13 protein-coding genes are annotated in these 12,688 nt (G+C 67.5%); 7 read left to right on the top strand and 6 right to left on the bottom strand.

Annotated features, from left to right (window positions below):
• Window positions 1–304: 304 nt before the first annotated feature.
• From G361_RS0125490 to G361_RS0125500, 4 genes are all read left to right on the top strand, one after another.
• Window positions 305–1,897: a hypothetical protein gene (locus tag G361_RS0125490; protein WP_019929949.1), complete on the top strand. Its 1,593-nt coding sequence runs from the start codon at window positions 305–307 to the stop codon at window positions 1,895–1,897.
• A 202-nt stretch (window positions 1,898–2,099) separates the two neighbouring features.
• Entirely contained in the window at window positions 2,100–2,303 is a 204-nt protein-coding gene (locus G361_RS49710) for a hypothetical protein (RefSeq protein WP_155981777.1), read from the top strand.
• A gap of 170 nt (window positions 2,304–2,473) precedes the next feature.
• Window positions 2,474–2,692 carry a type II toxin-antitoxin system VapB family antitoxin gene (locus G361_RS0125495; RefSeq protein ID WP_231387147.1) on the top strand — a complete coding sequence of 73 codons (219 nt, stop codon included), beginning with the start codon at window positions 2,474–2,476 and terminating at the stop codon, window positions 2,690–2,692.
• Entirely contained in the window at window positions 2,689–3,117 is a 429-nt protein-coding gene (locus G361_RS0125500) for a PIN domain nuclease (RefSeq protein WP_019929951.1), read from the top strand. Before G361_RS0125495 ends, G361_RS0125500 begins: the two co-directional genes overlap by 4 nt.
• 172 nt (window positions 3,118–3,289) lie before the next feature.
• Here G361_RS0125500 and rlmN read toward each other — a convergent pair whose 3' ends face one another.
• The gene (gene rlmN, locus G361_RS0125505) at window positions 3,290–4,399 is read right to left on the bottom strand and encodes a 23S rRNA (adenine(2503)-C(2))-methyltransferase RlmN (protein WP_026343503.1); all 1,110 of its coding nucleotides are present in this window, start codon (window positions 4,397–4,399) and stop codon (window positions 3,290–3,292) included.
• An 82-nt stretch (window positions 4,400–4,481) separates the two neighbouring features.
• On the opposite strand from rlmN, the gene G361_RS0125510 reads away from it, so the two are divergent.
• Both G361_RS0125510 and G361_RS0125515 read left to right on the top strand, forming a co-directional pair.
• On the top strand, window positions 4,482–5,381 hold the full coding sequence (locus tag G361_RS0125510; protein WP_019929953.1) for an alpha/beta fold hydrolase: 900 nt from the start codon (window positions 4,482–4,484) through the stop codon (window positions 5,379–5,381).
• Between the two features lie 78 nt (window positions 5,382–5,459).
• Window positions 5,460–5,870 carry a lipopolysaccharide assembly LapA domain-containing protein gene (locus tag G361_RS0125515; RefSeq protein ID WP_036495752.1) on the top strand — a complete coding sequence of 137 codons (411 nt, stop codon included), beginning with the start codon at window positions 5,460–5,462 and terminating at the stop codon, window positions 5,868–5,870.
• A gap of 6 nt (window positions 5,871–5,876) precedes the next feature.
• Here the strand turns inward: G361_RS0125515 and G361_RS0125520 are convergent, their stop codons facing one another.
• The 3 genes from G361_RS0125520 to pyrH form a co-directional block, all read right to left on the bottom strand.
• Window positions 5,877–6,806: a phosphatidate cytidylyltransferase gene (locus tag G361_RS0125520; RefSeq protein WP_019929955.1), complete on the bottom strand. Its 930-nt coding sequence runs from the start codon at window positions 6,804–6,806 to the stop codon at window positions 5,877–5,879.
• A gap of 49 nt (window positions 6,807–6,855) precedes the next feature.
• The gene (gene frr, locus G361_RS0125525; protein WP_026343506.1) at window positions 6,856–7,413 is read right to left on the bottom strand and encodes a ribosome recycling factor; all 558 of its coding nucleotides are present in this window, start codon (window positions 7,411–7,413) and stop codon (window positions 6,856–6,858) included.
• 86 nt (window positions 7,414–7,499) lie between these two features.
• Complete coding sequence (gene pyrH, locus G361_RS0125530; RefSeq protein WP_019929957.1) at window positions 7,500–8,228, bottom strand: UMP kinase; 729 nt, start codon at window positions 8,226–8,228, stop codon at window positions 7,500–7,502.
• A gap of 255 nt (window positions 8,229–8,483) precedes the next feature.
• Here pyrH and G361_RS0125535 point away from each other — a divergent pair, with 255 nt between their 5' ends.
• Window positions 8,484–10,718 (top strand): glycosyltransferase family 39 protein, encoded by a 2,235-nt coding sequence (locus G361_RS0125535; RefSeq protein WP_019929958.1) that lies wholly within the window; start codon window positions 8,484–8,486, stop codon window positions 10,716–10,718.
• A 74-nt stretch (window positions 10,719–10,792) separates the two neighbouring features.
• Here the strand turns inward: G361_RS0125535 and tsf are convergent, their stop codons facing one another.
• Together tsf and rpsB are read right to left on the bottom strand one after the other, a co-directional pair.
• Entirely contained in the window at window positions 10,793–11,617 is an 825-nt protein-coding gene (gene tsf / locus G361_RS0125540; RefSeq protein ID WP_019929959.1) for a translation elongation factor Ts, read from the bottom strand.
• Between the two features lie 108 nt (window positions 11,618–11,725).
• Window positions 11,726–12,628, bottom strand: coding sequence for a 30S ribosomal protein S2 (gene rpsB, locus G361_RS0125545; protein WP_019929960.1), 903 nt, complete (start codon window positions 12,626–12,628; stop codon window positions 11,726–11,728).
• Between the last annotated feature and the right edge of the window lie 60 nt (window positions 12,629–12,688).

Below are 12,688 nucleotides of genomic sequence, written 5' to 3' on the forward strand. Positions count from 1 at the left end.
TCGTTTCCGAAATCCAAGTCGGTGAACAGTTCCGGAATCCGACCGGTATCCATTTTCCCGTCCACGGTGAAGCGACGGATGCCGAGAGCAACGCGCGGGTGAATGCTCGGTGACTCCGCCGCATTCGAACGTGCGGCGGATCGTGCGGTAGTACTCTGAATGCGGGAGAGCTGGGGACGGTCGGGGGGCCGGAGCGATTCCGAATTGTGCTCTGCCCGAACGGGAGAGCGCCCATAACCCAGACGCGGACGACCCGCTGCACACGACGAGGCGTCTGCGTCATTGTCTCTTTTCGGGAGGAAACATGTCGCACTCCACCCATCTCGGCGCGGCATTCGAGGATGCTTTGTCGAGGGCCGTCGATCTGGACGAACAAGGCCGGTATCCGGCCGGGAACGACGAATTGTTCCCCGGCCGTACACCGACCAATGTCGAACTCGTCGAGGCGTGCGCGGATTTCTATCACAAACATCGCGCGGTGCTGGATCGCGCCGTGGACGACGCCGTGAAATTCCTCGCCTCCCCGGACGGCGTCGCGTACGCGAAGGCGCTGGAAGGGTCGTTCGAGAGTCCGGAACCCAACCCGCTCAGCGACGAGATCGCGGCGCAGATACTCCACCGCGGTGAATTCGATCTGGCCGTATCGCAGCCACAGGGGTTGCGCGGGTTCGGCATCGGCGTCTCGGTCGGGGTGAGCGCCGTGGTCGGCCTGCTCGCCGGCGCCGATCTCGTCTTCGATTTCGAGGACCGCACCCAGGTGCATCCCCGGACGTGGGCGGGCGGCTCCGTGAAGGGCGGCCTGTCGGCCAGCGCGGGCCTCGAACTGAGTTTCTGGTTCGAGAAGCCCGTCTCGGGAGCGATCGCCGGATGGCTGCTGGACCTGTACATTCCGAACCCGGAATTCGCACTGGTGGTGTTCATCCGTTTCATGTACATCAACCAGCGGCCGCAGGGTGCGACGGAATTCGAATTCAGCGGCGTATCGGTACAATTGCCGTTCGGGATCGGATTCCCGTATCGGCCGGACAAGGGCAAGGATGCGTTGATCGCCCTCTTCGCCGCCGGCCAGAAGGCCTGGGACAGAACCAGACGAGCGACCTTGGACGTCGTGAACAAGGCGACCGGAATCGCGACCATCGCCGTGCAGGAAACCGCCACTCTGGAAGTGACACTGCACAATACCGGCGACGACATCCCGCTGAGCTCCGGAGCGGCCATGACCTTCAGCATGCCGTCCTATTTCACCAACGACGATGTCGCCGCGATGAACATCTCCTACGGGGGATGGACCTTCTCGACGAATACGGGCCCCAACGGCGATCTGCGCCTGGTCCTGACTTTGTCCGCGAACTACACGTGGAAAGGCGGCACCGATATCCTCTTCGCCATCACCGGCGTCAAGAGCAGCAATCAGCCGCCCTACGGCCAGCAGTCGCGCTCGGGCCAGATCATCCTCGCCTTGAGTGACGAGTCCCTCACGAATCCGATCGCGACCAACGCCGATTTCGCGCTCGTGTGGGCCACATCCGAAGCCTCGGTGTCGTGGACGACGCAGATCAAGGACGGGCAATTCAAACTGCTCGGCCCCGCGAGCGGAACCGTCGACGCCTACGCCCAACCGGGCTACCAGGTCGTCCAGCTGACCACGGCCGTGGACACCAGCAACACCGTCTGGGTGCTCGGATACCAGTTCAACTACAACACCGCCGTCCCCGACACCGTACTCCCCCAGATCCGCGCGGTCTGGACCAAACAGGATGCGGCGAAAACCCCCAACACCTATTGGCAGGGAACAACAATCGACCCGTCCTCACCCCCCGGCACGACATCGACCGCCTACTACGGCGGCTCGGCTTCCTACGGAAGTTCGATCACGATCAAGGCGGTTTTCGGATAACCCGCCGCACCCGAGCCGAGGCCGGCCGATCACGAACCGCCGGCCTCGGTTCGAACCTGTCCACTGAACGTCGCCCCTCGGCCGCGAGCTGCCCGCAGGCGGCGGCAATCTCCTGGCCGCGTGCCCCGCACGGCACCCCGCACATCCATGGGATCAATCGAGCAGAAGACTTCTTGTCGGACCCCTCTGCCATGCTCGCATCATGAACGAGGAGGCATGGGAGTACCTACCACTGGCAGGCAAATCCGCACGCGAGGTCGTGTACTCCGGCAACGGGAAGGATCAGGTCGAGCGCGACCACCTGATCTCGTTGCTACTCGCCCACCTCAGGCCCACTACGCCGACGCCGTCGCTTCTTTCGGCGGAACCGCCTTGGCCCGAACACATCTCCCGGACGGACGACTGAGCGAAGACATCGACCTGATCGCCCCGGAGTCCCGGTCCACGGTCGCCGCCGACCTGACCTGCAGTCTGCGGATCGTGAGGGCCAGGCCGACCGTGGAGACGACCACAGTCTGGATATCGCAGATATCTTGGTTGGATGTCCATGATATCCTCACCGAGGAGGTGGTTACGATGGCCATGGTGAAGACGCCGATCGAGATCGACGAGCAAGCGTTGGCTACGGCAGCCGAGGTGCTCGGGACGAAGACCAAGAAGGACACAGTAAACGCTGCCCTGCGGGAGGTCGGCAAGCGCCTCGAGCGGTTGCGCGCGTTGGCCCGGCTCGGCGAGATGGCCGACGCAGGCGACTTCACCGAGTTCCTCGACAACAAGGCGGCCTACCGCAGGTGACACCAGCCCTGTATCTGATCGACACGTCGGGCCTGTTCCGCATCCTGCAAGACAAGGTCCGCACCGCTTGGTCGGAAGAAATTACCGCGGGTGTGATTGCCGTCTGCCCGATCGTGGAACTCGAATTCCTCTACTCGGCGCGCTCTGCGGCAGACCGTATCGAAAAGCTTCGACTGCTCCGGACCCTGTTCGGATGGGTACCGATGAGCGAGCGAGCTCACGAACGCGCAGCGGAAGTGCAAGAAATGCTGACCGCCACTGGGCAGCACCGCTCGGCGGGCCCCATCGACCTCCTTATCGCCGCCACAGCCGAGCGTGAAGGCTTGATCGTGCTCGCCGACGACAACGATTACCGAACCATTGCCCGAACGACCGAACAGCCTGTGCGCATGGTGACCGATCCACCGATGCACCATCCGACCTGAAGCCTGTTCCCAAGGCCGGATGGGGCGTGGAGCGGTTCGTAGACCGCCCGGCCACCGCATACAGATCCCGACCGGTGCCTGAGTGAATATTACCGTGCAGTCGTTGGCATTTCGCCGTCAGCGGCCCTCGCCGAAACCGGTTGTGGACGGTTTCCACCTATGCCCGCTCGAGCTACCCGTCGGCGGCGAGCTGCCCACAGGCGGCGGCGATCTCCTGGCCGCGGGTGTCGCGGACCGTGCACGGGACGCCCTGGGCCTCCACCCGCCGAACAAACTCCCGCTCAACAGGTTTCGGCGACGCGTCCCACTCGCTACCCGGAGTCGGATTCAACGGGATCAGGTTCACATGGACGCGGGAGCCCAGCGCCTTGTGCAACTTTTGCCCCAGCATGTCCGCGCGCCAAGGCTGGTCGTTGATATCGCGGATCAGGGCGTATTCGACCGAGATGCGGCGACCGGTCCGGTCCGCGTAATACTTTGCGGCATCGAGGACTTCGGAAACCGACCAGCGATTGTTGACCGGTACCAACGTGTCTCGCAGCTCGTCGTCCGGAGTGTGCAGGGAGACAGCCAGAGTCACCGACAGGCCCTCGTCGGCGAGTTTGCGGATCGCGGGGGCCAGACCGACCGTGGAGACGACCACGTTGCGCTGGGAGATGCCGAGGCCGTCGGGGGCCGGGGAGGTAATGCGGCGGACTGCGTTCACCACGCGCTTGTAGTTCGCGAGCGGCTCCCCCATGCCCATGAAGACGATGTTGGACAGGCGGCCGGGGCCGCCGGCGACTTCGCCGTCGCGCAGGGCCGCGGCGGCGGCGCGGACCTGGTCGACGATCTCCGCGGTGGAGAGGTTGCGGTTCAGGCCGCCCTGGCCGGTGGCGCAGAACGGGCAGGCCATGCCGCAGCCGGCCTGGCTGGAGATGCAGAGGGTGTTGCGGTCGGGGTAGCGCATCAGGACCGATTCGAGCAGGGTGCCGTCGCCGGCGCGCCACAGGGTCTTGCGGGTGGTGCCGGCGTCGCAGACCACGTGGCGGACCTCGGTCAGGAGCGGCGGGAAGAGGGACTCGCCGATTTTCGCGCGGATCGGGGCGGGCAGGTCGGTCATCGCCGCCGGATCGGACTGGAGGCGGCCGTAGTACTGGCGGGCGATCTGGTCGGCGCGGAATTTCGGGAGGCCGAGTTCTTCGACGGCCTTGCGTCGCTCGTCGGAATCGAGGTCGGCGAGATGCCTCGGGGGCATGCCACGGCGCGGGGCATCGAAGACGAGCGGCAAGGGGGTGGTCATAACCGTTCCAGTGTCCCACCCGGGCATGTGATGGCGGCGACCGGGATGCGCGGGCGGGCGGGGGCACGGCATACTCGCGAGAATGTCGGACTATTCGGACTACGACGAATTCGGATTGTTCACCGAGAATGCGGAGGAGGCCGGGCTGGAGTTGGCCGGGCCACCGCGGGTGCGGCGGTTCTCCGTGGATATCGGTGGCGGGCGGCGGGTCAGCGGGCTGCGCTGGGGTGACGGGGAGCCCGAACTGGTGCTGCTGCACGGCGGGGCGCAGAACGCGCACACCTGGGACACCGTCGCGCTGGCGCTGAATCGGCCGCTGGTCGCGGTGGATCTGCCGGGACACGGTCACTCCGACTGGTGGGACGATCACCTGTACACGCCGGACCTGCTGGCGGCGGCGGTGGCCGTCGTCATCGAGACGATGGCGCCGCAGGCCGAGGCGGTGGTCGGCATGTCGCTGGGCGGTCTGACCTCGTTGCGGCTGACGGCACAGCATCCGGAACTGGTGCGCCGGTTGGTCCTCGTGGACGTGACGCCGGGCACCGGGGACCATCCCGGGAAGACCGCGGCCATCGCCGCGTTCGTCGGCGGGCCCGCGGACTTCGCCTCCTTCGACGAGATCCTGGACCGGACGGTGACCCACAATCCCGGGCGTTCCGTGCGGTCGCTGCGGCGGGGCGTGCTGCACAACGCGCGGCCCCGCGCGGACGGGCGCTGGGTGTGGCGCTACGACCGGCTGCGGCCCACCGCGGACGGCACGATGAATTTCGGGCCGCTGTGGGAGGACGTCTCCGCGGTGCGGGCTCCCCTGCTGCTGGTGCGCGGCGGCCGGTCACCGGTCGTCGACGACGATGATGTGGCGGAGTTGCTGCGACGGCAGCCCGAGGCCCGGGTCGTGGTCGTCGCGGAGGCCGGGCATTCGGTCCAGGGCGATCGGCCGGTCGAACTGGCGGCGCTGATCGACGATTTCCTCACCAGCTGAACCCGGCACGGCCCACCGATCTCCGGATCGGTGGGCCGTCGCGTGCATGGAACCGCGGCCAGCGGTAAATCGTCGGATATGACCAGCAACGCCGCACCCGCGCCGGGACCGGAACGGGCCCCGGGCGACGCACCTGCCGAAACCTCCCCCGACACCGTCCCCGATTCCGGGACATCCGCCACGCCGCAGCCCGTCACCGCGCCGGAGACCGCTCCGGTGGCACCCGAGACCGCTGCGCCCACTCCGAATCTCGCCACCCGGACCGGTTTCACCTGGACCGCCCTGGTGGCCGCCGCCGTGCTCGGCGTGCTGCTGTTGATCTTCATCCTGCAGAATCCGGACAAGACCCGGATCGCGCTGTTCTTCTGGACCCTGACGCTGCCGCTCGGGGTCACGATCCTGCTGTCCGGCATCGCCGGGGCGCTGCTCATGGGGCTCGTGGGCGGGTGGCGGATCCTGCAGTTGCGCCGGGTCGTCAAGAAGGGCTGATCGCGTTCAGAGCAGCGCGGTGAACACCAGCCAGGCCACGAAGGCCGAGGGCAGCATCGAATCGAGCCGATCCATGATGCCGCCGTGCCCCGGCAGCAGCGTGCCCATGTCCTTGATGCCCAGTTCCCGCTTGATCTGCGATTCGATCAGGTCACCGCAGGTGGCGACGAAGACCAGGCCCGCGCCCAGCACCACGCCGACCCAGGAGTTGGCCTGGATCAGCAGGGTGACGGTCAGCAGGCCGCCGATCACGCAGAACACCAGCGAACCGCCGAAGCCCTCCCAGGACTTCTTCGGGCTGATCGCCGGGACCATCGGGTGCCGGCCGAACAGCACCCCCGCCGCGTAGCCGCCGACATCGGAGCAGACCACGAGGATCATGAACGTCAGCACCCGCAGGTTGCCGCGCGGCTCGGACAGCAGCAGCACCGCGAACGACGCCAGCAGCGGGATCCAGGACACCACGAAGATCGCGATCGCGGTGTCGCGCAGGAAGTTTCGCGGAGTGGCGGCCAGACCGTGATCGAACAGCCGCCACGCCATGCACACCAGTGCCGTGGCCCCGAAGGCCCCGGCCACGCCCTGGGTGCCGTACGGCCAGGCCAGCCACACGATCGCCTGACCGCCGACCAGTAACGGGATGCGCGGCACCAGCACGTCGGCCTCGCGCAGGCGTTTCGCGACCTCCCAGGTGGCGACGGCGATCGCCACCGCGATCACGCCGACCAGCACCCGGGGCGCCCACAGCAGGATCGCGATCAGCGACAGGCCCAGGAACATGCCCACCGACAGCGCGGCGGGTAAGTTCCGGCCGGCGCGCGAGGTCGGCTGCCCGGAGGGCGCGGCCGTCGCGTCCACTACGGTGTCGTCTCCGGTCGTCTCGGCTGCCGGCTGACCGGCCGCGGCTTCATCGGCCACGATTGTCCCGTCGCTCACCTGTCGTCCATTTCGTCCCGCAATCCCCCCGGTCGACCGGTATTACCGGTCAGACCTCGAGCAGTTCAGATTCCTTGTGCTTCACCAGGTCGTCGATACTCGCGACGTACTTGGCGGTGGTTTTGTCGAGTTCCTTCTCGGCGCGACCGACCTCGTCCTCGCCGGCCTCGCCGTCCTTCTGGATGCGGCCGAGTTCGTCCATCGCCTTGCGGCGGACGTTGCGGATGGCGATCTTCGCGTCCTCGCCCTTGCCCTTGGCCTGCTTCACCAGCTCGCGGCGCCGCTCCTCGGTCAGCTGCGGGACGAGCACGCGGATGATCTGACCGTCGTTGGTGGGGTTGACGCCGAGGTCCGAGTTGCGGATCGCGGTCTCGATCGCGCGCAACTGGCCCTGCTCGTACGGCTTGATGACGACCATCCGCGGTTCCGGCACCGTGATGCTGGACATCTGCGTGACCGGCGTCGGGGATCCGTAGTAGTCGACGACGACCCTGGAGAACATGCCCGGATTCGCGCGACCGGTCCGGATGGAACCGAGGTCGTCCTTCGCCACCGAGACGGCCTTCTCCATCTTCTCCTCGGCGTCGAAGAGTGCTTCTTCAATCACGACCGTTTCCTCCACAGCGTTCGTCGTGTCGATCCCGGGTATCGGGCGCGCCCGGCGCACAATTCCCGGGCGAGCCCGGCACGGACTCAGGACCGAACCAGTGTGCCGATCTTCTCACCGGCCACCGCGCGGGCGATGTTGCCCTTCGTCAAGAGATTGAACACCAGCATGGGCATCTGGTTGTCCATACAGAGACTGAACGCGGTGGCATCTGCGACCTTCAGGCCCCGCTCGATGACTTCTTTGTGGGTGACCTCGGAAAACATCTCCGCATTCGGATTGGTCTTCGGATCGTCGGTGTAGACGCCGTCGACCGCCTTCGCCATCAGCACCACTTCGGCGCCGATCTCGAGGGCTCGTTGCGCCGCGGTGGTGTCCGTGGAGAAGTACGGCATACCCATGCCCGCACCGAAGATCACCACCCGGCCCTTCTCCAGATGCCGCTTGGCCCGCAGCGGAATGTAGGGCTCGGCGACCTGGCCCATGGTGATCGCCGTCTGCACCCGGGTGTCGACGCCCTGCTGCTGCAGAAAGTCTTGCAGCGCAAGGCTGTTCATCACGGTGCCGAGCATGCCCATGTAGTCGGAGCGGGCGCGTTCCATGCCGCGCTCCTCCAATTCGGCGCCGCGGAAGAAATTGCCGCCGCCGATCACGACCGCGACCTGCACGCCACCGGAGACCACCTCGGCGATCTGTTCGGCGACCGTCTGCACCACGTCCGGATCGAGACCCACCCGGCCGCCACCGAACATTTCGCCGCCCAGTTTGAGGAGTACTCGGCGATAGCCCTTACGGGCCGGCTCCGGCTCGGACATCGGTCTCCTTCTCCTCGGCAGGGGTGTGTACACGCGAATACACCATCCGATATCGCGCAGGCCCTGGACGGCGGCAAAGCTCCACCCATCCTGCCCTACGCGGGGGCGGAAGCGTGAATCGGCCCACAACTGCCGCACCCGTGCGGGAGAGCGCGACGGCGGGAATTCCCGAACCGAACCGTCCGGTCGGCTCGAAGCCGATCCCGGGCAAGCTCACCGGTCGCTCACAGGGACCTCACCGCTGCGCCGGGCTGAATGGAGACCGTGATCGCCTCACTGGACACCTCGACGGTGCCGCCGCAACCCGCGGCCCCCCGCGCTCCCGGCCGGAGCGGCAAAACTGTCGAACGCGCCGGCCTCGCCGCTCTGCTGATCGCAACGGCGGTGATGTACCTCTGGAACATCACCATCAACGGGATGGGCAACCAGTTCTACGCCGGCGCCGCCTGGGCCGGATCCCGGAACTGGGAGGCCCTGCTGTTCGGCTCGCTGGACGCCGGGAACTTCATCACGGTCGACAAGCCACCGGTGTCGCAATGGGTGATGGGCCTGTCCGGGCGGATCTTCGGCTTCTCCAGCGCCTCCATGCTGATACCGCAGGCGCTGATGGCAGTGGCCGCGGTGGCGCTGGTGTACGGCGCGATCCGGCGGATCACCGGCAGTCACTACACCGGCCTGCTCGCCGGGGCCGCGCTGGCGCTGATCCCGGTCGCGGCGCTGATGTTCCGGTTCAACAATCCCGACGCCGCGATGGTGCTGCTGATGACGGCCGGCGCCTACGCCACCGTGCGGGCGCTGCAACGCGCGTCGACGCTGTGGCTCGTCCTGGCCGGGGTGGCCCTGGGCTTCGCGTTCCTGGCCAAGATGCTGGAAGGCGTGATGGTGCTGCCCGCCCTGGGGCTGGCCTATCTGGTCGCCGCACCCAATCCGATCCGCACCCGGCTCCTGCAACTCGGCGCCGCGCTGATCGCGATGCTCGCGTCCGCGGGATGGTACGTGGTGCTGACGCTGCTGTGGCCCGCCTCGAGCCGTCCCTATCTCGCGGGCTCGACCGACAACAACTTCATGAATCTGGTGCTCGGCTACAACGGGTTCGCCCGGATCCTGGGCCGCAACCGCGGTGGCGGCGGACGGGGTGCGACGCCGCCCGCGACCACGACGCAGGTGCCGGGTGCGGCCGGTCCGGCCGCGACGGCGGTTCCCGCGCCGGCCGGACGGGGTGGCGGGGGCTTCGGCGGCAATCAGGTTCGCGGCGTGGAGCGACTGTTCACCGGTGAATTCGGCTTCGAGATCGGCTGGCTGCTGCCCGCGGCGGTGCTGGCCCTGGTGCTGGTGCTGATCGCCCGGCGGCGCGCACCGCGCACCGATCTGGTCCGGGCGGGGGCGATCGTCTTCGGCGGCTGGGTGCTCGTGGACGGTCTCGTGCTCAGCTACATGAAGAATCTGGCCCATCCGTACTACACGCTGTCCATCGCGCCCGCGGTCGCCGGGATGTTCGCGATCGGCGTTCACGAGATGTGGATCAACCGGCACACCGTGTTCGGGCGGCTCGGTCTCGCCGCGCTGATCGCGCTCACGGGCGTCTGGAGCTTCGTGTTGCTGCACCGCAATGCCGGCTGGTATCCGGAACTGCGGTGGGTGATCCTGCTGGTCACGCTGTTCGCCGCGGCGCTGCTCGCGATGCCCTGGGAGCGCGGCGGATCGCGGCGGATCGCCACCGCGGCGCTCGCGCTGGGCCTGTTGGGCAGCCTCGCGGGTCAGGGGGCCTATTCGCTGGCCACCATCGGGACAGCGCACTCCGGCGGCGGGCCGACCGTGGGCCCGGCCCGTGCGGGTGGTCGCGACGGCTTCGGCGGGTTCGGGCAGTCGCAGTCGAATCCGCAGTTGTCCGCGCTGCTCGGGGCGACGAACTCCACCTGGGCGGCGGCGATCAACGGATCCTCCGCGGCGGCGGGCCTGGAGATCGAGAGCGGTAAGTCGGTGATGGCGATCGGCGGCTTCTCCGGCAGCGATCCGACGCCGACGCTGGCGCAGTTCCAGGCCGATGTGCAGGCGGGGAAGGTGACCTACTACATCGTCTCCAACCAGGGCGCGCGTGGCGGGAACGGCGGCGGTGTGCCGGACACCCGGGGCACGACTCCGGGTGACAACGGAACCGGCAACGGTGGTGCGGGCCGGGACCGGAACGGGACCACCGGTAACGCCGGAACCGGCAACGGGACGGCGGGCAACGGCACCGCAGGCAACGGCCGGACCGGCAACAGCACGCCCGGCAACAACGTCACGCCGGGTAACGCCGGAGCGGGCAACGGCACCGCGGGCAACAGCCGGACCGGCAACGGTATGCCGGGCAACGGCACCCCGGGGAACGGTGGTGGCGGGTTCGGCCGCAACCAGCACACCGACATCAGCGACTGGGTGACGGCCACCTTCACCCCGCAGCAGGTCGGCAACGCGACGGTCTACAACCTGTCCGGCCACACCGGGTAGTACTGCGAAAAAGGCCCCCGGCGCAACGAAAGTCGTTGCACCGGGGGCCTTTCGGCTTCCAGGAGCAGGCCGGATCAGGCCTGGCCGACCTCGAACCGCGCGAAGCGGGTCACGGTGACACCGGCCTCGTCCAGCAGCTGCTTCACGGTCTTCTTGCTGTCGGTGACCGACGCCTGCTCCAGCAGGACGACGTCCTTGTAGAAGCCGTTGACGCGGCCCTCGACGATCTTCGGGAGCGCACCTTCCGGCTTGCCCTCCTCGCGAGCGGTCGCCTCGGCGATGCTGCGCTCCTTCTCGACCACGTCGGCGGGCACCTCGTCGCGCGTCACGTACTTGGCCTTCAGCGCGGCGATCTGCATGGCGGCGGCACGCGCGGCCTCACCGGCCGCATCGCCGGAGCCCTGGTACTCGACCAGCACGCCGACGGCCGGCGGCAGGTCCGAGGAACGCTTGTGCAGGTAGGTCGCGACCGGGCCGTCGAACGAGACGACACGACGCAGTTCCAGCTTCTCGCCGATCTTCGCGGCGAGTTCCTGCACGACCTGGTCGGCGGTCCTGCCGTTGACGTCGACGGCCTTCAGCGCGTCGAGGTCCGTGGGGTGGACCTTGGAAGCGGCGTCGACGATATCGCCGGCGACGTTCTGGAACTCGTCGTTCTTCGCGACGAAGTCGGTCTCGGAGTTGAGCTCGATCATCACGCCGTTCTGCGCGGCGACCAGGCCCTCGGCGGTGGCGCGCTCGGCGCGCTTGCCCACGTCCTTGGCGCCCTTGATGCGGAGCACCTCGACGGCCTTCTCGAAATCGCCGTCGGTCTCCTCCAGCGCCTTCTTGCAGTCCATCATGCCGGAGCCGGTCAGCTCACGGAGCCGCTTCACATCGGCGGCGGTGTAGTTCGCCATCCTGGCGAGCCTCCTTGTAGGTTTCGGGTCCTTCGAACAACACCATGCCGACCACTTCCTAACAGGAAGGGCCGGCACGGTGAACAAAGTCGCGGTGGCGACTGCCGCTTACTCGGCGGCCGAGGCCGGCTCTTCGGCGGCCGGAGCGGCTTCCGCAGCCGGAGCAGCCTCGGGAGCCGCGGTGGCCTCGGGAGCCGGAGCAGCCTCGGGAGCCGCAGCGGCCTCGGGAGCCGGGGTGGCCTGAGCCAGCAGTTCCTGCTCCCACTCGGCGAGCGGCTCACCGGCGGCGCCGGCTTCCGGCTTGGTATCGCCGGAGGCGCGCGCGGCGCGGGCCTGCACACCCTCGGCGACCGCGGAGGCGACGACCTTGGTCAGCAGCGCGGCCGAGCGGATCGCGTCGTCGTTACCCGGGATCGGGTAATCGACCAGGTCGGGGTCGCAGTTGGTATCCAGGATCGCGATGACCGGGATGTTCAGCTTGCGAGCCTCGCCGACCGCGATGTGCTCCTTGTTGGTGTCGACGACCCAGATGGCCGAGGGCACCTTCTGCATGTCGCGGATACCGCCGAGGGTACGCTCCAGCTTGGTCTTCTCACGCGTGAGCATGAGGATTTCCTTCTTGGTGCGGCCCTCGAAACCACCGGTCTGCTCCATCGCCTCGAGTTCCTTCAGGCGCTGCAGCCGCTTGTGGACGGTCGAGAAGTTGGTGAGCATGCCGCCCAGCCAGCGCTGGTTCACATAGGGCATGCCGACGCGGGTCGCCTCGGCGGCGATGGACTCCTGCGCCTGCTTCTTGGTGCCGACGAACAGCACGGTCCCACCGTGGGCGACGGTTTCCTTGACGAACTCGTACGCCTTGTCGATGTAGGTCAGCGTCTGCTGCAGGTCGATGATGTAGATGCCGTTGCGGTCGGTGATGATGAACCGCTTCATCTTCGGGTTCCACCGACGAGTCTGGTGCCCGAAGTGTGCGCCGCTGTCGAGCAGCTGCTTCATGGTCACGACAGCCATTGCTGCGTTCCCGCCTTTCGTTGCCGGTTGATGCAGGGATCACTACGACCTCTGCCCTGG

It is taken from the genome of Nocardia sp. BMG111209 (assembly GCF_000381925.1).
Taxonomy (GTDB): Bacteria; Actinomycetota; Actinomycetes; order Mycobacteriales; family Mycobacteriaceae; genus Nocardia.